The organism is Mycoplasma todarodis, from assembly GCF_004335995.1.
In the GTDB taxonomy this organism is placed as follows: Bacteria; Bacillota_I; Bacilli_A; order Mycoplasmatales; family Metamycoplasmataceae; genus Mycoplasma_K; species Mycoplasma_K todarodis.
In genome coordinates, this window is the sequence record NZ_PSZP01000009.1 from 1 (window position 1) to 25,100 (window position 25,100).

Here is a 25,100-nt window from a genome sequence, read left to right on the forward strand (position 1 = left end):
TATCTATTGAAACGGTACGTCACAGACAAACCAATGAAGAATCTGCTATTCAGTTTTGAAAGAACTAGAAACAAATGACCTATAAAGGTCCTTTTTTTTTCGCCTTTTTAAGGCGATACAAGCGTTTTGTCAACTAAATAGTATAAAGAGATGATAATAAAAAAACAACAGCCTAATAAGGTATCTGTTGTTTATAATGATTTTATAAAATTATAAATATAATCTTCTGTATCATCAATAAGATTAATATCAGCTATTTTCATTAAAGATTCATGAGAGTTAGGGACTGCAACAGTGGTTCCAGCAACTTTAAACATTGAAATATCATTTGGAGCATCTCCAAAGACCATTGTTTTATTAATATCTATAACCCCTTGTTTATCTAAAGAAGTTAATGCATCTCCTTTGCTTATTCCTTTGGGCATTACATCTATTACGACAGGAAGTGGATCACCTAAATACGAATTAGGGATGGTGGAGAAAAAACCATCTATTTTCTTTCTAATTGAAGAGTCAATGTTTTCACTTAAAATTAAGAACTTGGAAATTCTTGTATTAATCGATAAAGTATTGCTAATTAATTCTCATCTTTCAGATTCTTTCATTTCTTTTAATGAATTCTTAACACGTGTAAATCATTTGGTGTCCGAAACATTGTTGTAATACATTTCGTCCTTAGTATAAGCTAAGAAGTCTATTTTTTCTTCAACTAACCAAGTATATATGTTGTGAGTTTCCTCAACTGTAAAAGATTGGTTATAAATAATCTCATCTTTTGTAGCTACAACACCCCCATTAACAGATATTATGGGTAATTCTGGGTTTACTTGATTGATGATGTGTTTTATCATCATTTGAGGTCTTCCGGTTGCTATTCCAATCTTGATGTCGTTGTTACGCATGATTTCAAGTGCCTTTAAATTTAATTCAGTAATCTTTTTATCTTTTGTCAATAATGTTCCATCTAAATCAAAGTAGGCATAATTTATATTTTTTATTTTTTGGTTTTTCATAGTTTATATTATATAAATTGAAATATATTTTTATACATTTAAATGTATATTCACATATATGAATCAACGATAATAAAAAAAGCAAATTAATTTGCTTTTTTTGCTTCAATAATCCCTTGCATCATCGCACCCTTAAGACTTGCCGAACCTTTTTCTTTGGCTACTTGGATTTCAATGTGATTTCCAGCACCACGTGTTTTCGTTAGGTGTTCTACCTCATCGTTTATCATTTTAACAAATTCTTTTGAGTTTGTTATTCCACCTGAAAGAATAAATAAGTCTATATCTAAACCATAATAAATATTGAAAATATTGATCGCATTTTGATGAACGATTATATCAATGATTTTCTTACTTCTTTCATCTGTATCATAACTATCCATAATTTCTTTTGCAGTTTTTGCTTCATTGAAAAGATTTTTGAATTTAGTTTCAATAGCTCTTGAACTTGATGCGGCTGAAACTTGTTCCTTTTCATCTACAATTTGATATCCAAATTCTCCAGTGAACCCTCTATTACCAGGTCTTATTTTACCGTTGAATGCAATCGCACCACCTATACCTGTCCCAATTGAAATCAATACGATATCAAGATTTTTATTACTTTCATTAATTTCACTTAATAATGCTGCGTTAGCATCATTTAACAAAGAGATGATAAGTTCTTTGTTTTTAATGTGAGGCATTAACTCTTCTTTAAAGTCAAAATTACCATAGCCTTTTACACCACTAATTCCTGAAACATATGTTTTATTGATGATTCCTCCTGGAGAAGAAACCGCTAATATTTTTGGTTCGTGTTTATTAACTAAATCAGCGATCACCTTCAACAAATCATCTTTATGAATATCACGTGTTGAAATACTTTCAACTGCGCTTGCCCCGTTTATATCATTACTTTCAAATATGCGGAATTGCATACCTGTTCCACCTATATCTAATGCTAAAATTTTCATATTACAATCCTCCTAATATCTATTTTACACAATAAAAATGGTATTATTAAGATGTATATACAAATTTATATTACACAAAGGGAGAAATATGAAAGAGATTAAATTCCCGAAAAACTTTCTGTGAGGTGGGGCAATGTCAGCTGAACAAACAGAAGGAAAAGGGAGTACGCGTAAAGCGCGAACAATTTTTGATGAACAATTTGAGAAAAGTCCAAATGATTTTTTTGATAATGTTGGACCTGGATTAACTACCGACATTACAAAACACTATAAAGAAGATATTAAATTATGGAAAGAAACTGGTGCAAACTCAATAAGAACATCCATTTCCTGAGCAAGAATATTTCCTGATGGTATGGATAAAGAACCCTCACAAGATGGAGTGGATTTTTATAAAAAATTCTTTAAGGAAATGCAAGATAACGGAATTGAACCGATAGCTACTTTATTCCATTTTGATTTACCTATGTATGAGTATGTTAAAGGTGGATGAGGAAATCGAGAGGTTTGATATGATTTCTTGAAATACGCTAAGTTTATTATTAATGAATTTGGAGATCAAATTAAAACTTGAGTAACAATGAATGAACCATGAGTTCCGCCAAATGCATCTTATATTTGAGCGGTTTATATACCCAAGGAAAAAAATGAACAAAAAGCAGTTAATGATGCTTATGGTATTGTGATGGCACACGCATTGGTTGTAAATCATTTTAATGAAGTGGTTAAGCAAAAATATCCTGATTTAGAAATCGGTGCTATTTTCAATTCTTCTATCGTATATCCAAAGGATGAAAAAAATCCAGAAGATATTAAAGCAGCAAAATATATGGATTATTTCCAATTTAGTGGCGTAACTGATCCTATGATTTCGGGTAAATGACCTAAAGGGATTAAAGAATGACTATTAGAAATGGATTTGTTTCCAGAAAATTTCAAACAAGAGGATGTTGAAACTCTTTCTAAAGTGCATGTGGATTTAATAGGGTTAAATTATTATGCTCCAGCTAGAGCAAAAGCACCTTCTGGAGATGCAAAAGAAAGTAAATTTGGTCAATATTTTGAAAGTTATGAAATGCCTGGGAGAAGAGAAAATAAATTTAGAGGTTGAGAAATTTATCCAGAAGCAGTATATGATACTTTAAAAATATTGGCTGATAAACATGGTAAAGATAGAAAATATATGCTTACCGAATATGGAATGGGAGTTGAAGGCGAAGGGATATTTAGAAATGAAGAAGGAATTATTGAAGATGATTATCGAATCGCTTTCATAAAAGAACACTTAGAATTTTTAAATAAAGCTATGTATGAAGAGGAGATTAATGTAATTGGTGCTCATATGTGAGCCATAATGGATTGTTGATCATGAACCAATGCATTTAAGAATAGATATGGATTAATCGAAGTTGATCTACAAAATAAATTAAAAAGAACCATTAAAAAATCGGGGTTATTCATGAAAGAATTATCGACAACCGGGGCATTTAATGGGGAATATAAGAAAATGGAAGAATATATGGATTTTGATTCTATGGAATATTCAAAATCAAAATAACAAAGGAGAAAATATGCAAACAATAGAAATTAGACTTATTGACGGACAATACACTTTTATAACAAACGGAAGAGCATCATCAACTACATTTGATAGTAGATTTAGAATAATGATGATTAATAAAGCAAAATTTATGATCAAAAATACTTCTGGCTCATTTAGATTGATTATGGAGGATGCAAATGGTGAAGTTATTTTAGATAAAGAATACGCCGACTCATCAAAAGTAAACATGTCTGAAATTATTTAGGGAGATAAAATGAAAAAAAGATTAGGGATTAGTATTTACCCAGAAATAGCTGGTAAAGAAGAAACTTTAGAATACATTAAAAACGCACATGGATGTGGGTTTGAAAGAATTTTTGCTAATCTACTTGACTTCCATGACACAGTTGAGGGAAGAAAGAAGCTGGATGATTTAAAACAATGCTTAATTTTTTCTAAAGAATTAGGTATGGAGGTAATTGTAGATGTAAGTCCTCATGCTTACCAAATGTTAAAATTAAAACCAACCGAATTTAACTTCTTTTACAATTTAGGTGCAACGGGAGTTAGGTTAGATGAAGATTTCAACGGTGATATTGAAGCGGAGCTTTCGAAATCTATTATTGTTGAACTCAATGCTTCAACAGGTATTGAAACTATGCAAAAAACTTTAGCAAAAGGTGGAAAGGCTGAAAATCTTATTGCGTGTCACAATTTTTATCCAATGAGATGAACGGGATTGAAATACGAAAGATTTCTAGAATTATCACAATGATATTACAAAAAAGGCATTAAGGTTGCTGCGTTTATAACTTTGCCAGAATCACAAAAAGGTATTGGTCCATGAAACGTCAATGATGGAATGCCTACAATTGAAGAACATAGAGACGCTTCATTGTCTGAACAAATAAGACACCACCTTGCAACAGATCTTATTAGTGATATTATCATTTCACAACAAGGAACAACCATCGAGCAATTTAAAATCATTAAAACAATACTTGATTCTGAAACCGATAAATTAACTATAGAGGATAAAGAGAAATATAGAATTGATGATAAAGCATTCAAAGATATTAGTGAGAATTATAAAGTAAAAAGAGACTTAATATTTGAATTAGAGGAAGCGTCAGATATAACAGAGATTGAAAAAGATATCATTTATAAATTTCCACACGTCCCACGAGCAGATATAAATTCATATTTTATGAGATCATCGTGACCAAGGGTTGTTTTTGATAAAAGTGAAATAAAACCAAGGAAACATAACAGTAAAATGTTCAAGCCTGGTGATGTTGTTGTTTTAAATAAAAAATACAACAGGTACATGGGAGAGTTACATATAATTACTAAAGAAATACCAAATGATGGAAAACGTAATTATGTAGGTCATATTAATAAATTTGATCATTTACTTTTTGATTTTGCTTCACCTACGCGGAACTTCAAATTAATTAAAACTATAAAGTGAAATAAAAAATAAAAAATATTTTAGGTATTTAAAAAAATGTGCAATACCACATTTTTTTAAATAATTTTTTCGAAATAGAACATAATTTTCTAACATTTTAACTTGTATACATAAGTATTAAGTTTTTTTGGTATCGGGTGCTATAATATTATTGTATTTATTTGTATATATAGATACACGAAAGGATATTATTATGAAAATATTATTAGCTTGTTCAGCTGGTATGTCTACTTCATTATTAGAGAGATCTCTAAATGAACATATGAAGGAAAATGGCATTACTGGTTTAGCAGAAGCTCATGATTCAGGAAAAGCAAAACAAATCTTTGAAGATTTTGATATTGTTCTTCTTGGACCACAAGTTAAATTTATGCTAAGAGATTTTCAAAAACTTGTTGGGGACAAACCAGTTGCTGTAATCAGCCCCGCTGACTACGCAATGGCTAGAGCCGATAAAGTTTTTGAATTCGCAAAAGAAATTTTAAAAGGCGGTGAGTAATATGAAAAAACTTATAACGTTAACAGTATTATCAACAGTTATTTTAATTCTTCTAATAGTAGGAATCACACAAAGGGTAGCTCTTTTTGACAAACTACACGGTGACGTTGCAAAAGTAACGGGAGACGCAATTGCAAACGACGCCTATATTAATAAAACACCAACAGTTATTATGGAAAGTCCCGCAGTTATCTTTTCAATTTTATCAATCGTGTGATTGTTTGTTATTGTACTAACAATCCCATTATTAAAATTGAAAAGCAAATCAATTTTCCTTAACTTTGTAATTATTATTCAAATTATTTTAGCTCCAGTCGCAGTTATATTAACTCCAATCTATTTAGCGGTTCTTAAATATGGTAAAGGGTTATCTGGAGATATGGAATTATTACAAGGAGGTGTTGAATAATGACAAAAGCTACAAAAGATAAGTTACAAGGAGCAACTGATAAATTCTTAGGAACAGTTTCTAAACTTGGAACTCAAAAACATTTAACAGCTTTAAGAGATGGGTTTGCATTAAGTATTCCTATTACTATCGCTGGTGCGATTGCTATTTTCTTTATAACAATCGTATTTGGTGGATGAGGAGCATTCCAAACTTCACTATTAGGACTTCTTGCACACGCCTCTGGGAATGGTGTGACAAAAGTTGTTCACGGATCTTTATTTGATACTTCAAGTAATTGAGTATTAATTGATCCAGCATGAAAAGATGCACAAGCATTAGGTACTCAACTATTCGGTTGAATTAATGCTGCTACAATTGGACTTATGTCAGTGTATATTGCTGTTCTAATGTCATATTCAATGGCTATTATTAGACGGCACAAATCACCTGCATTAGTTTCAGTTGTTGGATTAGCAACATTCCTAATCCTAGTTGGTGCTGATCCAAAAATGTTCTCAGCACAAGGAATGCTAGTTGCAATTATAGCTTCACTTGCCGGTTCTGAATTATTCATTTGATTCACAAACAACGGTAAAATGGTTCTAAAATTACCTGCATCAGTTCCACCTGCTGTTGGTAAAGCGTTCGGTGTTCTTGTGCCTTGCTTTATAGTTCTATTAGGTGCAGCAATGGTTAACTTACTAGTTTCTATCCCATTTATCGCTATGGGGCATAATGCTGAAAGTTTCTTGGGAGATTCAGCGACAGCAAAAGTTGTTTCAACAAAATTTGCTGGAGTTTACCAAGTAAATGGATTAAGAACATTTGCATATATTATTACAACATTTATCCAAGCGCCATTTATGTCACTTATTAAGAATCAAGAAGGTCTAGATATTTCACTACTTATCGTTTACATGGTATCAGTTGGTGTTCTATGATTCTTTGGTATTCACGGTTCAAATACACTTAACGGTATATTCACACCGGTTATGACATTATTATGAATTGATAACTTGGCTGGAGGACAAAACGTCTTCACAGGTAACGTTGTTAACTGTTGAGGATTTATCGGTGGTACAGGTTCAACATTACCTCTACTAGTACTTTCAATCTTCATGTTACCAAAAGGTTCACCAACAAGAGAGGTAGCGAAATTTGCGCTCCCAGTTGGTGTATTCGAAGTAAATGAACCAGTAATCTTTGGTTACCCAATAATCTTCTCAGTAAGATGAATTATTCCATTTATCTTCGCGCCAGTACTTGCTCTAATTTGACCAATTATTGCAATTAAATCAGGTTGAATGAATCCAGGAACAATACCTGTTCCATGAACAACTCCACCTGTAATCAACGGTCTAATTGCAACACAATTTGACTGAAGATCAATCGTTGTTTCTATCGCTTCTATAATTACAGCAACATTGGTATACCTACCATTTGTACTATGACAAAGAGCAGACGATAGAAAACTACTTGGTATTAAAACTAAAAACAAGAAAGCTGAAAAAGTTGCAACAGAAGGAGCGAAGTAATTATGAAAAACATATTTAAAAGTATGAGTAGAAAATCATTGATTATTGGTTCTACTGTATTAGTCGGTGCTGCAGCATTCACAATTGCGATCCCTGTAGCTATTTCACAACGTGACGACTCAAACCCTGATTATGAGGTTACATTAGCCAATGCTAATGGAGCAAGATATTTTGCTACAAAAATTAACCCACAACAAATGGTTCCTGAATTAACATCTAAAAGTTATTGAGATTTCATTAATTCAGATGACAATGTTCAAGATGCGATTGCTAAATCAGAAGGAACATTAAAAGAGTTCATCACAGGTTCTATTTCAAAAGGGAAAGTTTTCGAAAATGGACTTGAAAAGTTATTTTATGATTTAATTAACGCTAAGAATAACGGTCCGGTTATTACCTTAAAATTTGGTACAAAAATGGAAACAACTGATAAAAATGGTAAAACTACATTGGTAGATGCCACAGTTTCCATAAAAGATTTTACAAAATTAGATGAGAATGCACGTAAAGCTGAGCTTAAAAGGCTAGCAACAACAAAAACAGAGGCATTATATAATGCACTTCATTCCGTGCTTATGACACACGGGAAAGCTGTTCCAACAAATACAAGTCTTCAAGACATTACAAATGCCTTGGCAACTGTAGGAATTAAATAATTTAGCATGCACGTTAAATTAGTTCTGGTCTTCTTTATCTTGTCATTAATTGTTCTTCTTGCACCGTTCTTTATATGATTCCACTCAAACCTAGCTAAAACTACGGGGAAACATTCATGAAGACACACAAGAAGAGTAAAAAGATCATTTATGGTATGCGTACCGTTATCAATAATTTTTATACTCGTAGGAGTTTTAGTCTCTGGTGCGATTTAATAAACCTGGTAGCGGATTAAAAAATGATCTTGAACAAGATAGAAAATACGATTCGTATTTAGATGAATACAGAAGAATCATAAATGTTGGATACACAATAGTCATAAAAGCACAAGAAAAATCTGATGAAGTATGAAAGTACACATTGAATTTATTCTTAAGCGCATTCAAGCCAAAATTAGAAATTCATAACCTAGCAAAGGGTGTTAAATTTAAACATGGAAAGTCAATGATAAACGTCCTTGAATTCGATGAAGAAAATATTGTTTCCTTAGAGCTGGTTAGTTCTAAAGGTACGATAAAAAGAATATCACTTAATAAAAATTCGCCAACCTTCTTAAAGAAATATGCGGCATTTGATTATGAGATATTTTACAAAGCCGGTAAGACACAATATGGCCTTAACGACGCTATGCAAAGACGTGCATTAATGGCAAAAGAAAAACGAATCGCTGCTAACTTGGCTATTAAAGTTTCAAAACATTTTAAAGTCGAACCACAACATTGAGCGACAAAAGTTATGAATAAAAAATATGGTTAAAACTTTTGGAATCACACAGTATATGTGTGATTTTTTTAATTTCTTAATAAAAAAAGCGCATTGCGCTTTTACTTATTTCAAATTTCTTTATTATTTTTAAAATCTTCCTTAGCTTCTTCGAAGTATTTATTGTAATTAATTTCCCCTTCGATAGATCTTTTATTTGTGATGACATCTTTATATCAATAGAAAGAAGATTTAGGATATCTATCTAGTGTCTCTCCCTCGAAATCAACGCCAACTAGGCCATATTTTTTTCTATATCCTCCAGAAGGTGAGAATATATCACAATAAGTTCATAATGAATAACCAATAAATGGCACACCTTCATCAATAGCTTTTTGAACTTGCAGAATGTGTTCATTCAGGAAGTCGATTCTATATGAATCTTTAACCACGTTGTCTTCTCTTTTGTCAAAATAACCCATACCATTTTCAATAATCATTAAAGGTTTTTTATATCTTTCGTAAAGTTTTTTTGAACCTGGAACAAGATATTCAGGTTTAATTAATCATTTTCAATCTGTATATCTCTCTGATTTTGGATATACAATTCAAGCCTCGTCCGATATGAAGAAACCTGGCTCGTTAAATCAATCTATATCTTCCTTCATTCTTTTTGGTGCTGCTATGATGGTTGGTCTATAGTAATTTCAACCAACAAGATCTAATGTATATTTTTTAAGGAGTTCCATATCTCCATCTTGAACTATATCTTCTACACCATCTTTCTTTAATTCTTTTCAGAAACATTCTGGATATTCACCTAACATGTTTGGATCAAGAAACATATTCATGTGGTATTGATCAAATATCTTACATGCTTCTAAATCATCCTTATCATTAGCATCATAAGGTACTGCAGGGCTTCAATCGTGATCAATACCAAGAATGGCATCATCATTAACAAAACCAGCTTCTTTAGCTTTTAAAAATTCTTTTTTACAAATGGCACCTGTGAGGTTTAAGTTATGGAGAGCGCTTCAAAACTCTCTTTTATTATTTTTTAATGGAGGGCTATATTCTTGTAGATAAGATGAGGTTGTAAAAGTTGAATTCTCATCGTTTACGTATCAAATATTGGTATATTTACCTAGTCTTTCAAAAACAATTGCTACAAACTGTCTAAAATGCTCAATAAACACTCTGTCTGAGGCCCCACCCATTTCTTCTAATCATAACGGTGTATCTCAGTGGTAAAGAATAGGTATTGGTTTAATTCCATTTTCAACTAACTCCTTAAACATATCTTCATAGAATTTTAAACCTTCTTCATTTGGTTTTCCCGAACTGTTTGGCATAATCCTTGCTCAATCCATATTGTAAGTGAAACCGTTCATGCCCATGTGTTTCATGATCTTCACATCTTCTTTGTATCTATTATAGAAATCAGCTGCAACCTCTATAGAATTAATTTCTCTAGCTGCTTCCCCTTCTTTTGGGATGTAGAAATTTTCAATTGTGAATTTATCTCATATTGAATGCTCTCTTCCCCCTTCATTTCTTCCCCCTTCAATTTGAAAAGCACAAGTTGATGCTGAGAAAATAAAATCCTCGTTAAATTTTTTCATATATTCATTACTCCTTAGTTGTTTTTATACAATGATTATAGCATTCGAGTTTATATATATAGATATACTTGTATACATAAGTAAGTGCACAATCTTTAGGCTCAATCAATAATAATCTAGGTATAGGTTGTTATATTTATTCAATCAATAGAATAAACTCGTCAATATAAATGATATTATTTATATAGAATAAAAAAATGAGGTATTAAAATGGCACAAACAAAAGAATCCCAAATACGTTCATATCTTATAAATGAAATCGTTAATGGTAAATTATCAGAAGGAAAAAGACTTCCATCTGAAACGCAATTATCAATTAAATTTGATTGTTCAAGAACAACAGCAAGGAATGCACTTAGAGTGCTTTTGAGTGCTGGATTAATTGAATCATCAAGAGGTAAACAATATGTTGTATCTATTAGAGAAAACTCTACAGGATTTTTAAGTCCAAATAGAATTTATGGCACAACAAGATCAACAACAGAATTAATCGACATCAAAGATATCGTGATTGATAAAATTTGATTAACATCTACAATTTTCTACAAAAAAATGTTTGACAAAGAAAATGTTCATGCATTAAGAAAAAGATATTTTGATGGCGAAAAATTAATAGTAGAACAATATACATTCATAAATAAAGAGTTTTGTCAAAAAATTGATGTTGAAGCTATAAAGAAATCTATTTTCCAATATATAGATTCATTGAATGTTGGTGTCAACCACTCTAATGAGTTTGTGATTTTTTCCGAAGAAAAAGCCCATCAACCAAAGGCATCGAAATTTGGTTGAGGAAAACCATACCCAATGATTGCAACAACTTTAGAAAATAAAGAAACATGAGTTGAGTTTTCAATAAAATGAGTTGACAAAACAAGATTTAAATTTAATTCATATCATAAAATTTTTAAATAGTGAATTACACTATTTTTTATTTGTGATTTTTTCTCTTTTGACAAACAATGGTATACAACTTTTGAATTTTTAACCGGTAATAAGGGAATATAATTTAATTGTGAACTAATTCATAAGTGTTTAAATAGTAGAAGGTTTCACAAGAGAGAAAAGTAAAATGATGTTTCTATTTAAAGAGGGCATCAACAAGGAGAAAAAAATGAAAAAATTAGAATTTCCAAAAGGATTTTTGTGAGGTGGTGCAACAGCCGCGGAACAATCTGAAGGTAAGGGTAAGACAAGAAAAGGCGAAACAGTTTGAGATATGTTTTATGAAAAGGATCCTGAAAGATTCCACAATTCAATTGGACCAAGTGTAACTTCTGATTTTGCAAATAAATATCCAGAAGATATAAAAATGTTTAGTGAAATAGGGGCTAACTCTGTAAGGTTAGGATTCTCATGAGCAAGATTATTCCCGGATAATACCGAGACTGTAAATAAAGAAGCTGTTGATTTTTACCATGATGTTTTAAAAAAATGTAAGGAAAATAACATTCATATAGTTATGACATTATTCCATTTCGATATGCCTAAATGAGCAATGGAAATGGGTGGATGAGAATCATCAGAAGTTGTTGAAATGTATGGGCGTTATGCTGATTTCATCTTTTCTGAATTTAAAGATGAGGTAAATATGTATGCGACTATGAATGAACCGATAGTTCCGATTCATGGGGGATACTTATATGGTTTTCATTGGCCAGCTGTTAAAGATGAAAAAAGAGCATTCCAAGCAGGTTATGGAACAATTTTAGCTCATGCAAAAGCTGTTAATATCTTTAACGAAAAACACAGATCTAAATTAAAAGCAAAAATAGGGGTTGTTATCAATGTTGCCAACGCCTATGCAAAAGATGGGGAAAATTTCTCTAAGGAAGATGAAGAAGCCACTAAAATGGCCAACACCTTTATTAATTACGCTTTCCTTGATCCAATGATTAAGGGTGTATTTCCAAAAGAACTAGTTGATTTCTTAAAACAAAATCCGGAATTAATGCCAATAATAAATAAAGAAGAACTTGAAGAAATTTCAAAAGTTAAAGTGGATTATGTTGGTGTGAATTTCTATGCGCCTTCAAGGGTACAAGCTCCAAGAAAAGACTATAAGCCTGAATTTAAATACAAACAATTCTACGAACCATATAAATGAGATAAAGCAGTAATGAATGTATTTAGAGGTTGAGAAATTTACCCTAAAGCTATATACGATACAGCACAAATGATTAAAGAAAATTATGATGATTTACCATTCTATATTTCTGAAAACGGTATGGGAGTCCAAAACGAGGAATTATATCGTAATAAAGAGACTGGGATGATTGATGATGATTATAGGATTGCATTCTTGAATGAACATTTAGCATGATGTCATAAAGCTATTCAAGAAGGCGCTCCATTATTTGGATACCACATGTGAGCAATCATTGATTGTTGATCATGATTAAACGCATATAAAAATAGATATGGATTCATTGAAGTTGATTTAGAAACTCAAAAAAGAATACCGAAAAAATCTGCTATGTGATTAAAAGAAACTGCAAAAAATAATGCAATTGATGCTGAATTTAAAACTGTTAATGAAGTTGTAGACCTTAAAAAAGTTAAGTTTGAAAAATCAATTTAATAATATAAATCCTCGCTTATTAAAAGTGTGGATTTTTTTATTAATTGACATTTTTTTGAATTTTACTAACGTTATTTTATTTACATATGTAATGAAAAAATAACAAATTGTTTATTGCAAGAAAGATAAGTTCCAATGTAAAATTAACTTGATGAATTACAATAATGTGTTTGAGACAACTATTAGGAAAAATGCGTTTTTAATATCGCTATTTTCATAATAAAAAAATGTAACCTTTACTAGGTTATGTTTTTTACACGCTTCATCAGTTAAACAGTAAAAATAAAAAAAGAATTTCAAGGAGAAAAGATTTATGAAAAAATTTAAAAAAATCGGACTTACAGTAACAGCTGCAGCAGTTGCGGTTGCGGCACCAGTTGCAACAGTTATTTCATGTGGTAAAAGTTCAGACAAAAATGATAATGTAGTTTTAATTAAAGCGGGTTGAGCTAAGAATGGTCCACAATTCAAAGCTTTCCAAAAGGTTGTTGATAGATATAATGCAACAAACCCAAAATTTAAAGTAAAATTCCAAAACATTGAAGGTGGATACGGTAAAATTGCCCCACTTGAATTAAGAGATATTAAGCAAAAACACATGGGTCCAGTTTCAGATTTATTCATTGACTATCCAGATGCTGTCGGACAATTAGCTGCTCAAGGCGCTCAATTGGATCTTTCAGATTTAGGAGCTAACTCAGTTAAGAGATCAGATTTCGAAAAACAATTCATGGGTGTTAACGATAACATTGGTGGAATTAAAAATCATAAACAAGGTAAATCAATTTATGAAGCTCCAATCGCAGCTTCAACAGAAATGCTTTCAGCTGATATGCCAGTTATGCAATATATCCTAAAACAACTTGCAGCAGCAGGAGCAAAAGTAACGGGGATTGATACAAATGGAAAAATTGATCCAAATGCCCAAGTTGGTTCAGATACTCTACTTGGACAAATTTTAAATTTCAAAGAGTCACCAGAGGATACAAAAGAAATTAAACATATCTGAGGAACAATTTCAGGAACATATAATAATGTGGAAATTAAAGCTGATACATTCACAGACTATAAAAAAATAGCTGATTTTTCAGCAACAGTTCAAGAAGCGTTTGGTAAAGATGCATCTTCAGAATCATATGTTCTAGGGATTGATGCTCCAACAAACACAATCTACAATACAATCTTTGGACTAAACAACTACGATATGAAAGAATTCTTTAGTCAAAAAGATGAATTCACAAGTTTCCTTGATGGTTCAGGCGCAAATGCCAAAAAAATTAAAGACGGATTAAGAATTTTTGAAAAAGCTGTTCAAACAGGTGGGGTTAAATTCCAAGGTGGAGGTGCATACTCATCATCAGATCTTGTTGAACATAGAGCGGCACTTACATGAGGATCAACAGCTGGATATTCTCACAACTTTACTGGAGCAATGTCTCATAAAACTAAAATCGACGGTAAGATGGTTGATCTTGGTTCACACACAAAAGAAGTAATTAAATCTTACAAAGATTCTACAGGTAAAACAATAACAGCTTCAGGTGATATTGTTGGGTATACAAATGATAAACACCACAATAAAGTTTATGCAAATAATGTAGATTCAAGCAAAGTTGGTAAATACGATAAAAAACTTTCTGCTGACGCAACAAAATTATTTAAAGCTGCACCAGCATCAGAAAACACAATAGGATGATTATCTTCTGCAAAAGGGTTAAAAGATACTGCTTCTATAAAAGAAGCTTACGTAGTTGCTGGAAAATATCACTACTTCGCTATTGAAGCTAAAGCTGTTAAAACAGATGGTCACGATGCAGGTAAAACACTTCAACAAAAAGAAGTTGCCTTTGCAAAAGCACCTAAAACTGTTAATGGTGGTAAAAAAACAACAACAATGATTCAAGGTCCTTCATTAATAGGTATTAAACATGGTGGACAAAAAGATATTGAAACAGGTAAATTCGTTAAATGATTCTTCACAACAAAAGATACTATCAAAGATGGAGATAGAGAATATACACCAGTTAAATACTTTGACAAACACGCTCAATATATAACACCAACAGCCGGAGCATTTAAAGATGCTAAATCAGATTGAGATAAAGGTAATGCATTAGCATATAAAGCATTCCACGACATGACACAAGATTCAAAAAATAACTTCGGATTCCAAGCTCCTGTTAATAGACTTTCATCAACACTTAGAAAAAATGTCTTTGATGTTGCCTTAAAAGATTCTTGATCAGTTGCAATGCACTCTAATCCAAAAGCTACAATTGGAGCAGAAGATATTTATGCACAAATCAAAAAACTTTATGAACCATATTCAAAATAATGAATAATAATTAAAATAGCCATCAAAGATGGTTATTTTTTTATCTGAATTTACAATAAAATATCAATTAAAAAAGTAAACAATATTCTTTATTTTAAGTAGTTAGATTTTTTATCTAAAATAAAGGTATTTCTTTTAAAAAATAAACTTATTAAAGTATGTAATTTGATAAAATTAATATATGAAAAAAACTAAGTTTAGTAAAAGGATATTTGGGGTTGGAACATTAGCAATGATTGCTGTGCCCGTAGCAGTTGCTGTTTCTTGTTCTAAAGGTCAAAACGAAGATAAAGATCTTAAAGCATGAAGGGATGCTATTGGAGATCATGAATTTACACATCAAAACGATAAATTTGATTTAGAGAACAAATCAGGACATGATGCAACTATCGTTAGTTGGGTTGATGGAGATACACCGGTAGTTAGATTTGAGAAACCAGTCAAAGGTAAAACAGAGTGAAAAATTAGAGTAGCTGCAATTGATACACCAGAGCTACACGCACAAGCTGATGATGGAACATGACCAGAAACTACAGGTGATGAATATATTTGAGCAAAAAAAGCAAAAGACTTTGGGGATAAAGTATTACCTGCTGGTTCAAAAATAAGAGTTATAACAAGTGATAATAAATCTTACAGCAGACTTGTTGGTTCAATCTTCTACAAAGAAAAACCAGAAGATAAAAAATACAGGTCATATAGTGTGGATATATTAAATGAAGGACTTGCGTTGGCATTTATAAATGTTGCGAAAGTTAACGTGATCAATAGTGTTGAATCACTTATTGGACATTCTGTTGCTGATGCATATAACAATGCTTTTAAAAACAAAAAAGGATTATTCTCCGTTGATTATAAAAGCATATTAAAGGTTCATGGAGTAACAGATGACACAAACTTAAGATGAAGAGGAACAAATACAGTCGAAACACCAAATATATACGATATGTTGGGCGTTAAACAAGGAGATAAATAATGAATAAAGTAGCAAATACAAAAATGATTAAGATCAAGGAAATTGCAGAGTACGCAAAGAATAATAAAGATTCAGCTAGAACAGCTCCAGCAATCGAAATAAAAAACATGGTAATCGACTTCGGGGAAACACTTGCCGTTGATAACATCAATTTCCAAATTGAACAAGGTGAACTAGTAACTTTACTAGGACCTTCAGGTTGTGGTAAAACAACAACACTAAATGCAATTTCAGGTCTACTTACACCAACAAGTGGAGACATTATGTTTTCAGGGCGTAACGTTACAAAACTTTCTCCTCAAAAAAGAAAGTTAGGATTAGTATTCCAAAACTATGCACTATATCCTCACATGTCAGTTTACAAAAACATTTCTTTCCCTCTTTACAACGATAAAGAATGACAAGAAAAACTTCAAAAGAAAAATTTAATTGCTAAACACGAAATGATGAAAATTACCCTTAAATCAAAAGGTGCTAAAGAAGCTGATTTTAAAGAATGTCAAAAATTATTTAAGGCATATCTTGAAGTTAAAGTTGAAACAAGATATTTCTTAAACAAAGTTATTTCAGATTTCAATAGAGATATTAATAATGCAAAAGCTGCAATTGATATTGCTGATTCATGAGGTAAAACTCAATTAGCAGAACTTTCAAACAAAATTTTAGATGAAATTAAATCATTTAAAGAAGAAGTTTCTAATGATACAAAAACAAAAGCAGAATACAAAGAATTTATTGAAGTTAAAAAAGCTGAACTAACAAAAGAAGAAGCGAGAATCAAAGCTGAAGCAACTGAAAAGATTAATAAAGCAAAACAAGAACTTGTTATTCTTAAAGAAAATAGAAACACACCAGAAGCTGATGGTGAGTCATATAACACTAGAATGAAGAAACTTATTAAAGAAGCTAAAGTTAATGTTAAAACAGTTCCAAAACTTGCAAAGAAAGCTTATGAATTAGAAGTTAAAGCTCTAGAAGAAAAATTTGTTGGAGAAGATAAACCTCTTTCAGAAAAAGAACAAAAGAAATATGATGAGCATAAAGCTTCAATCAAAACAATGAAACAAGCAGTTCACGAAGCTGTTATGGGAGTTTCTGAAAAAGTTGACATTGTTAAAAACTTAAATAAAAAGCCAACTAAACTTTCAGGTGGACAACAACAAAGGGTAGCGATTGCTAGAGCTATTGTAAAAAGTCCAAAAGTTCTATTGATGGATGAACCATTATCAAACCTTGATGCTAAATTAAGAATTGCTACAAGAGAATGAATTAAAAACCTTGTTAGAGAAATGAATATTACAACAGTATTTGTTACTCACGATCAAGAAGAAGCTATGTCTATTTCAGATAAAGTTATTTGTATGTCAGATGGTCTTGTTCAACAAGTTGGTTCACCAATGGAACTTTATCTAAAACCTAAAAATGAATTTGTGGCTAAATTTATCGGTATGCCTGAAATGAAGATTTTTGAAGCTAAAGTTACACCAACAGGTATTGTTAAACTTGGAGATAAAAGACTTTCAAAAATTAATGTGAAAGGTATCGACAAAGTTAAAGTTGGTATTAGAGCCGAAGACTTCAAAGAAGTCGCAACAAAAACAGGATTCAAAACAAAAATTGAATTCGTTGAATATCTTGGTAGAGAAGTTCTTGCAACTGTTGATATTGAAGGTATTGGTAAAGCAAAAGCATTCTTAAGAAAGAAAATGCAATATGAAATTGGAGAGGAAATTATACTTTCACTTCCAGAATCTAAGTTACATTTCTTTGATAAAGAAGGGGAGAGGTTAGATGTCATTTAAGAGAAAATTAGAAAGACATGCTAATCCAAAAACAAAGGATTTATATAGAGTTAATAGGAAAACACCTTTTTGAAAAGCGTTCCTATTGATGGTTCCAGCATTAACTATCTTAATAGTTTTTACGGTTATCCCATTTATATTTGCTGTTAAAGATGGTATATTTGTCAATGATAATGATGCTTACGATACATCAGCATCATTCCACAACTTCAAAACTGTCTTAGAAGATCCATTCTTCCACCAAGCATTAAAGAATTCATTGCTTTATGCAATTATTGCAGTTCCATTAATACTAATTATTTCATTAGTTATTTCATCTGCTATATCATCAGTTATCAGAAAAAGGTTGAGAGGTATCATTCAAACAATTTTCTTCTTACCTTATGTAACTTCAGCAATTTCAATTTCACTTGCGTTCGCATTCTTATTTGATTACGATACAGGTATGATTAATGGAATCATCACAGCTGCAGGTGGTAAGAAAATGCAATTCACAAATGATACAACAGGACATGGTGCCATGATTGTTATGGTTTCATTCGGTGTATGAAGAGGACTTGCATTCAACATATTAATATTCACAACTGCAATGCTTGCAGTTGATAAAACTAGATATAAAGCTGCCGCAATCGATGGTAGTGGTCCAGTTAAACAATTCTTTAAGATTACAATTCCTTCAATTAATGGAACAATTAATTTTCTTATAACTATGGGTATAATTGGGGCTATTAAAGTGTTCCCACTTGCCTTATTCGATAATAATCCAAGTACAGCTAAAGTAAATGGCGCATTCACCTTAATGCTTTATGTATACGATCAAATTAATGTTCCTAACTTCGGGAAAGCTGGAGTTGCTTCGCTTTACATCCTTGTCATTTCTATTTCCTTCTCGGTAATAGTTAAGGGTGGATTTAATCAAATAGTAAAATTAACAAATTATTTAGGAGAAAAACGTGTCGCTAATAAAATTAAGAATTACTAATTTCCTAAATAAAAGGAAATTGCAAAAAGTTGGTGAAGCCACATCTAAAATGCCTGGGGCAACATCGATTATCGGAGATTTAGCCAAATTAATGGCTAAAGTAACAATCATTGGTATTTTCGGATTATTAATATTATTCCCATTCTACTACATGATTTCAGGTGCCTTGATGTCTTATGATGAAATTTCAGATACACATCAAGTTCACTTAGCACCTAAAACGCCTCATTGAGAAAACTTTACACAAGCATTCCAAGAGGGGTATTGAAATGCTATCTTATTAACTGCTTTGGTAACTTTCTTATCAATAGTAATTAAGATTATCATCACTCTACTTTTAGGGTATGCATTCTCATTACCAAAATGAAGAGGGAAGAAAGCTGTATGATTCTTCTTCCTATCAATTATGATGCTTCCAGAAATTGCATTAATGTCTGGTCAATATACAATTGTTACTCAACTAGATTGACGTGAAGGGCCAATGTTAACTGCATCATTATTTATCCCATTCATCGCTTCTGTATTCTCAGCATTAATGCTTAGAAATGCATTTGAAGCAATCCCTTCAAGAACAAAAGAAGCAGCAATGGTTGATGGTTGTTCAAGTATTAAATACTTCTTTAGAATTGCAATACCAATGGTAACACCTACAATTTGAACAGTCGGTATTCTAACAGCATTCGCAGCATGAAATTCATATATGTGACCAGCACTACTTTTAGCTAATAGTGCAGATACACAAGTTATGTCAACATGATTATTTACAACTGGTAAATCAAATGATGCTAACGATACTATATCTCTATATCCTAATGTTAGGCTTGCAGCAGCAGCACTAGCGATCATCCCAATGTTCCTACTTTACTTTGGTATGAGAGGTAAGATAATGAGAACCATTTCAAGACAAGGTTCAGCAATTAAAGGTTAATAAAAAATAAAGCACATGCTTTATTTTTTTATTTGTTTTAAAAGTATTATATTTTCAGTTCTGTATGAAATCCCAAAGCAAATAAGAGTGAGATTGATGCGTATGGAATGATAAACACTAATGTTAATAAGTTTATTCAACACAAAGCGAATAAACTTATGATTAAAATTATGTACATTAAGAATAAAGTTTTAACCTTGCTTATTCTCATATTTAAAATAGTAGTTCCGGAATAAACAAGCATTATTATTCCTGAAATAACTCAATAGATTCCCAAGTATTTAGAAGAATCCAATACTTCAAATATAGCTAATAAGCCAAGTGTTATTTGCGTTATAGAAAATGCAATAACTGATCATGTGAATTTTTTATACATGTGTAATCCTATCTATGGCAGAACTTTCGAATTTTATTTTCCTAATTATAACTGCGTTCGTTTTTAGAACAATCCCAATTAATAGAGGTGCTACGGTTGTTCATTGTAAACTTGAGAAAAGAGCCTTAGGTATAAAATACGACCTTATAAATGGAGCTGTAAATGGAGAGAAGAAGAATAATGTTGAGATAACACCTATTAGAATTAGGAATGCCCCAATATCTCATTTTTTCTTTTGTTTAAATGAATAGAATATAAATGATATTCCAATTAATACAACAATTCAATAAATAACATACATAGCAGTAGCAAGCGATTTTGAAGAACTTAATGTATTTAAGTAACTCGTTTCGATTCCAAAGTTAAACCATAAGTCCATCTCACTTTTAGATAATCATATAGATAAAGAAACTATCATGAAAATTGTGAATAATACTGGTAGTCATCATTTTCTAAATCTAAATAACAATTTATCCATTGGTTCTTCAAAGTTTTTATTTCTCAATCATAGGAATAACCCACCAATAATAAGGGCGGTAACCATACCAATTGTAGAACCTATTGTTGTAAATCTATGGATAGATGTTGCGAACATAAAACCTATAAAAGTAAGTGTAAATAGTATTAAAAGTGTAGGTTTTGGCTTTTCTTTATAAATATACATACCTATAAAAATACACATATATGTAGAGTACAATCAAAGAGCAGATCAGTCGAAAGAAAGCATTGCAAATCCGGTTGCTCCAGTTAAAAGTATGTAACGAACTCTTGGCATTTTGAATAACTCTCAAGACATGATTAGCATAATTATCGTTGTAGAAATAAACCCTATAATATTAGAATGTAGACCAAAAACATTTATCGATCTGAAGACAATAACACTTATCATAAAGATGATCAGAAGTAAGGCAATGACCCTAATTTTTTTGAAAGCTATTTTAATTAAAGATAGTATGGTTGTTGTTGATATAACTGCTACCATCGAAGATTGCATTCATCACACTTGATAGTCACCATTCAACTTAAATAACTCAATAATAACTGAATTAAACATATATCACGAGTTATAAACGTTACCATCTTTTCAAGGTTCGACTTCTTTCGCACCATTGTATTGACGTAGGTAAACATTGTAAGATCTTTGAAGGTGGAATGGGTAATCATTTTGCTCTTTCACAAGAGTTATGATTGCAGGGACTGCTGCCATTATTGCAGAACCTATAAAAATGATTAAAATCTTTTTTCAATCAAAATTAACTTTTATATATTTTCTATGCATTCAAATAATAATAAATATTGCTAAATCCTTTAAAGCTTCAAAAACAATAAACAACACACCGGGAAGATGCAAAATAATTAAAGGAGTATAGACAATAAGGGTTGCTGTACTGAAAAATACAAAACCTATTGGTATTGACATATAAGGGTTTGTATCGAATGCTTTGTACTTAGTTTGTATTATTTTACCTGTTAAAAAAAACATACAAATAAACATTGGAATAATTAAGAAACTCATTAAAATTGAATAAATCATAATTTAATTATAAATGATTAAATAATCTATGTATAATATATAAGAAATATGGCACCATAGCCAAACGGCTAAGGCATGGGTCTGCAACACCCTGATTACGGGTTCGAATCCCGTTGGTGCCTCCAAAATGCGCTTGTAGCTCAGCTGGATGAAAATTGACGGAAATAAAAATCACTACATAGTGATTTTTTTATTTTATTATTATTTAATAACTAATTCTCCAACTTTAATTTGTTTCATTTCAACTCCACAAGAAGAAAGAATCTTTTCGGAAATTTGAACTTCTAATGTATCTTTATATTTATTATCTTCAAACACAACTTTTGTAATTCCTGATTGAGCAATCATTTTTGCACAATCGTTACAAGGGAAAAGCGAAACATAAATAGTTGAGCCTTTTAAGTTTTTAATTGCATTTAAAATAGCGTTAGCTTCAGCATGGATAACATACTTATATTTATTATCATCACCTTCTCTTGTTCATGGGAATTCATCATTACCTTTGGGCATACCGTTGTATCCCATACCAACAATGATATTGTCTTCATTTATAATGCAAGCTCCTACTTGTGTGTTTGGGTCTTTTGATCTTCTTGCTGCCAATTTTGCCATTGACATAAAGTATTCATCTCAATTTAATATTTTGTTCATAAAATTATTATAACTTATTAGTTATCTTATTAAGTGATTGAGATATCAAGAAATAACAGGTATTTAGGGAGAGGTGTTCATTTTAAAGGTATAATTATTTATCATTATGACAACATCAATAAAAGAAAAAGTAAATAAAAAAGAATTTTGAAAGAAATCCTTAAAAATAATAATCCCTATAGTTCTATCTCAAATGCTGATTATATCAGTAGGTTTTGTGGATAATTTCATGATTACTGGTTATGATAAGGCACAAAACCATTTAACTGCCGTAGGTGCTGGTGCAGAGATGTGATTTGCAACTTCAAGTATCTATATGGCTGTAGGAATTTTGTTTAGTATTTTCTATGCTCAATTTAATGCAAGAGAAGATAAAACGAATTTTAAGGAAGCTTTTAAAATTAATGTCCACTTTACGGTTGTCATTTCAATATTAATTTCAATACTAATGTTGGTATTGGCACCACAATTGATGGGTTTATTTTTCCTTAGTGATTCTCATGCAAATGCAACAATTGCAAAAGAATTATCTATTACATATTTTCGAATACTTGCATCAGCAAATATATTTGCATCAATAGCATTTCTTTTATTGAATCCTTTGGTAACAATTGGTAAAACTAAATACCTCCTAATTGTTTCTGCTGTGTCATTGGTAACGAATGCAATATTTGACTATGTATTTATCTACCCTCTTGATTTAGGTGCGACTGGTGCTTCAATCTCGACTGCGATATCTTTCTTTGTTGAAATGTTATTAGCTATATATTTATTTTATAGAAATAGACATACCTTTAGTGGGGTGGGAAACCTATTCAAGGTTGATAAAAGAATGTTAAAAATGTTTTTCAAAAGATCATGAATGATATTAACATTCTCGCTCATGAGTTGATCATTGGTTGCAATGACGGTTATATGGGCAAATATGTTTGGTTCTGAACTAATAAAATCAATGTCAATTGCTTATGCAGTATCTTCGATCATGTTTACAATATTCCCAGCAATTAATCAATCTATCAAAATCATAATTGGTAAAGAACTTGGTAAAGGTAATTTTGAGTTGGCTAAATACTATTCTAAAATACTGATTCTTCCAATTATGACTATAACAGCAGTGATTGCATCTATCGGATTCGGATTAGCATTTACATTGCCAAACTTTCTAATACAAGATCCTGAATACCAAGGGTATGCAAGATGAATGATTATTGTTTATTCAATCGCAATTTTTTCTTTTGTAGCTAATAGTTATTACACTGGTATGTTAGAGGCTGGTGGTAAACAAATTCAAGTAGCTATTCTTAATTACTTCTCACAAATTTGAGCAGTATTACCCATTGCGATAATATGTGGTCCATACGTCTTGGATTATGGCTTTAAAGTAACATTCATTTGTTCGCAAGCTGTTATGTTTATTGTGGCTGGTATTTCTTTCATTATTTACAGCAGATTCAAGTGGATGAAGAACCTAAATGATCATAAAGATTTACAAGAAAAATAATAACACTCACCACACCAAGTGGAGGGTGTTATTTTGTTATAATGGATGTATGAAATTAAGACTAGATAAATACCTTGCAAATCAAGGTGTTGGAACAAGAAGTCAAGTAAAACCTCTAATTAAATCAAAAAGAGTTTTTGTTAACGGAGTTCCCCAACAAGATATAGGATACAAAGTAGATCCTGAAAAAGACATAATTGAGTTTAATCATGAAAAAGTCGCCTTTAAAAAACACGTATATATAGCACTTAACAAACCAAAGGATTTTGTGTGTGCAAATAAGGATAATCTACACAAAACAGTTTTTGATATTGTTGATGTTTATAAACACAAAAACATGTTTGTTGTCGGAAGGTTAGATAAAGACACAACAGGACTTGTTATTTTAACTGATGATGGTAAATGAGCTCACGAACTAAAATCTCCAAAATCTAATACTGAGAAAGAGTATTTTGTGACATTAAAAAATGATGTTAAAGAAGAAGATGTTTTAGCTTTCAAGGGTCCGATGCACCTTGATGAAAAACTTTTAAAACCCGCACTGATCAAGGATGTTACAAAGAATGAATGTAATGTAATAATCTCAGAAGGGAAATTCCACCAAGTTAAACGTATGTTCCATAAAGTTAATAATGAAGTTTTAGAGCTGCATAGAACAAGAATCAAAGATATAAAATTAAGTGATTTTGAACTAAAAATAGGTGAATACACAGAGTTCGAGCCAAAACAATAGATAAAATGCGTTGTTATTAACGCTTAAAGCACCAAATAAGCACCTTTAAGGGTTTATTAAAGTCCTTAAAACTGAAAAAAATAAAAGAGCCTGAAATGCTCTTTTTTTAACTTGATTTTTGGGCCCATATGTTATAATTATATAGTATATATAATAGCGAAATGTGCGATTTTCAAAAGTGTATACGCCAAAATAAAAAGAGGAGGAATGATGGCAGAATATTCAGCAAGTAATATTCAGGTCTTAGAAGGTTTAGAAGCCGTTCGTAAAAGACCCGGAATGTACATTGGTTCCACAGGAAATAAAGGA

General features: G+C 31.3%; 23 protein-coding genes and 1 tRNA gene. 18 read left to right on the forward strand and 6 right to left on the reverse strand.

The window, feature by feature from the left end:
* Positions 1-191: 191 nt before the first annotated feature.
* Both C4B25_RS01780 and C4B25_RS01785 read right to left on the reverse strand, forming a co-directional pair.
* Complete coding sequence (locus tag C4B25_RS01780; protein ID WP_131613353.1) at positions 192-1,013, reverse strand: HAD family hydrolase; 822 nt, start codon at positions 1,011-1,013, stop codon at positions 192-194.
* 86 nt (positions 1,014-1,099) lie between these two features.
* Positions 1,100-1,969, reverse strand: coding sequence for an ROK family protein (locus tag C4B25_RS01785; protein WP_131613354.1), 870 nt, complete (start codon positions 1,967-1,969; stop codon positions 1,100-1,102).
* 88 nt (positions 1,970-2,057) lie between these two features.
* On the opposite strand from C4B25_RS01785, the gene C4B25_RS01790 reads away from it, so the two are divergent.
* From C4B25_RS01790 to C4B25_RS01825, 8 genes are all read left to right on the forward strand, one after another.
* Positions 2,058-3,527, forward strand: coding sequence for a glycoside hydrolase family 1 protein (locus tag C4B25_RS01790; RefSeq protein ID WP_168380672.1), 1,470 nt, complete (start codon positions 2,058-2,060; stop codon positions 3,525-3,527).
* 13 nt (positions 3,528-3,540) lie between these two features.
* Positions 3,541-3,777, forward strand: a complete 237-nt coding sequence (locus C4B25_RS01795) for a hypothetical protein (RefSeq protein ID WP_131613356.1) — start codon at positions 3,541-3,543, stop codon at positions 3,775-3,777.
* A gap of 9 nt (positions 3,778-3,786) precedes the next feature.
* Positions 3,787-4,995, forward strand: coding sequence for a MupG family TIM beta-alpha barrel fold protein (locus C4B25_RS01800; protein WP_131613357.1), 1,209 nt, complete (start codon positions 3,787-3,789; stop codon positions 4,993-4,995).
* 181 nt (positions 4,996-5,176) lie between these two features.
* Positions 5,177-5,482: a PTS sugar transporter subunit IIB gene (locus C4B25_RS01805; RefSeq protein WP_210725164.1), complete on the forward strand. Its 306-nt coding sequence runs from the start codon at positions 5,177-5,179 to the stop codon at positions 5,480-5,482.
* A gap of 1 nt (position 5,483) precedes the next feature.
* Positions 5,484-5,891 (forward strand): hypothetical protein, encoded by a 408-nt coding sequence (locus C4B25_RS01810; protein ID WP_131613358.1) that lies wholly within the window; start codon positions 5,484-5,486, stop codon positions 5,889-5,891.
* Positions 5,891-7,408, forward strand: a complete 1,518-nt coding sequence (locus C4B25_RS01815) for a PTS sugar transporter subunit IIC (protein ID WP_131613359.1) — start codon at positions 5,891-5,893, stop codon at positions 7,406-7,408. Before C4B25_RS01810 ends, C4B25_RS01815 begins: the two co-directional genes overlap by 1 nt.
* Before the next feature lie 2 nt (positions 7,409-7,410).
* Positions 7,411-8,064 carry a hypothetical protein gene (locus C4B25_RS01820; RefSeq protein WP_131613360.1) on the forward strand — a complete coding sequence of 218 codons (654 nt, stop codon included), beginning with the start codon at positions 7,411-7,413 and terminating at the stop codon, positions 8,062-8,064.
* 205 nt (positions 8,065-8,269) lie between these two features.
* Positions 8,270-8,821 (forward strand): hypothetical protein, encoded by a 552-nt coding sequence (locus C4B25_RS01825; protein ID WP_131613361.1) that lies wholly within the window; start codon positions 8,270-8,272, stop codon positions 8,819-8,821.
* A 68-nt stretch (positions 8,822-8,889) separates the two neighbouring features.
* Here the strand turns inward: C4B25_RS01825 and C4B25_RS01830 are convergent, their stop codons facing one another.
* The gene (locus C4B25_RS01830) at positions 8,890-10,392 is read right to left on the reverse strand and encodes a glycoside hydrolase family 1 protein (protein WP_131613362.1); all 1,503 of its coding nucleotides are present in this window, start codon (positions 10,390-10,392) and stop codon (positions 8,890-8,892) included.
* 210 nt (positions 10,393-10,602) lie between these two features.
* On the opposite strand from C4B25_RS01830, the gene C4B25_RS01835 reads away from it, so the two are divergent.
* From C4B25_RS01835 to C4B25_RS01865, 7 genes are all read left to right on the forward strand, one after another.
* Positions 10,603-11,307 (forward strand): GntR family transcriptional regulator, encoded by a 705-nt coding sequence (locus C4B25_RS01835; RefSeq protein WP_131613363.1) that lies wholly within the window; start codon positions 10,603-10,605, stop codon positions 11,305-11,307.
* Positions 11,308-11,506: 199 nt separating this feature from the next.
* A complete protein-coding gene (locus tag C4B25_RS01840; RefSeq protein ID WP_131613364.1) occupies positions 11,507-12,973 on the forward strand; it encodes a glycoside hydrolase family 1 protein in 1,467 nt (488 codons plus the stop codon).
* A gap of 313 nt (positions 12,974-13,286) precedes the next feature.
* Positions 13,287-15,308: a P68 family surface lipoprotein gene (locus C4B25_RS01845; protein WP_131613365.1), complete on the forward strand. Its 2,022-nt coding sequence runs from the start codon at positions 13,287-13,289 to the stop codon at positions 15,306-15,308.
* Positions 15,309-15,489: 181 nt separating this feature from the next.
* On the forward strand, positions 15,490-16,284 hold the full coding sequence (locus C4B25_RS01850) for a thermonuclease family protein (RefSeq protein ID WP_131613366.1): 795 nt from the start codon (positions 15,490-15,492) through the stop codon (positions 16,282-16,284).
* The gene (locus tag C4B25_RS05045) at positions 16,284-18,086 is read left to right on the forward strand and encodes an ATP-binding cassette domain-containing protein (protein WP_131613367.1); all 1,803 of its coding nucleotides are present in this window, start codon (positions 16,284-16,286) and stop codon (positions 18,084-18,086) included. Before C4B25_RS01850 ends, C4B25_RS05045 begins: the two co-directional genes overlap by 1 nt.
* Positions 18,076-19,068 carry a carbohydrate ABC transporter permease gene (locus tag C4B25_RS01860; RefSeq protein WP_131613368.1) on the forward strand — a complete coding sequence of 331 codons (993 nt, stop codon included), beginning with the start codon at positions 18,076-18,078 and terminating at the stop codon, positions 19,066-19,068. Before C4B25_RS05045 ends, C4B25_RS01860 begins: the two co-directional genes overlap by 11 nt.
* Complete coding sequence (locus C4B25_RS01865) at positions 19,040-19,996, forward strand: carbohydrate ABC transporter permease (RefSeq protein ID WP_246004289.1); 957 nt, start codon at positions 19,040-19,042, stop codon at positions 19,994-19,996. Before C4B25_RS01860 ends, C4B25_RS01865 begins: the two co-directional genes overlap by 29 nt.
* A 46-nt stretch (positions 19,997-20,042) precedes the next feature.
* Here the strand turns inward: C4B25_RS01865 and C4B25_RS01870 are convergent, their stop codons facing one another.
* On the reverse strand, positions 20,043-20,372 hold the full coding sequence (locus tag C4B25_RS01870) for a hypothetical protein (protein ID WP_131613369.1): 330 nt from the start codon (positions 20,370-20,372) through the stop codon (positions 20,043-20,045).
* Positions 20,365-21,906, reverse strand: a complete 1,542-nt coding sequence (locus C4B25_RS01875; protein WP_131613370.1) for a hypothetical protein — start codon at positions 21,904-21,906, stop codon at positions 20,365-20,367. The genes C4B25_RS01870 and C4B25_RS01875 overlap by 8 nt, the downstream gene beginning before the upstream one ends.
* Positions 21,907-21,956: 50 nt before the next feature.
* Between C4B25_RS01875 and C4B25_RS01880 the strand changes: the two genes are divergently transcribed.
* A tRNA-Cys gene (locus tag C4B25_RS01880) sits at positions 21,957-22,031 on the forward strand.
* Positions 22,032-22,107: 76 nt separating this feature from the next.
* Here the strand turns inward: C4B25_RS01880 and C4B25_RS01885 are convergent.
* The gene (locus tag C4B25_RS01885; RefSeq protein ID WP_131613371.1) at positions 22,108-22,557 is read right to left on the reverse strand and encodes a deoxycytidylate deaminase; all 450 of its coding nucleotides are present in this window, start codon (positions 22,555-22,557) and stop codon (positions 22,108-22,110) included.
* 106 nt (positions 22,558-22,663) lie between these two features.
* Here C4B25_RS01885 and C4B25_RS01890 point away from each other — a divergent pair, with 106 nt between their 5' ends.
* On the forward strand, positions 22,664-24,058 hold the full coding sequence (locus C4B25_RS01890) for an MATE family efflux transporter (RefSeq protein ID WP_131613372.1): 1,395 nt from the start codon (positions 22,664-22,666) through the stop codon (positions 24,056-24,058).
* A 49-nt stretch (positions 24,059-24,107) separates the two neighbouring features.
* Positions 24,108-24,791, forward strand: coding sequence for a pseudouridine synthase (locus C4B25_RS01895; protein ID WP_168380673.1), 684 nt, complete (start codon positions 24,108-24,110; stop codon positions 24,789-24,791).
* Positions 24,792-25,100: the final 309 nt, after the last annotated feature.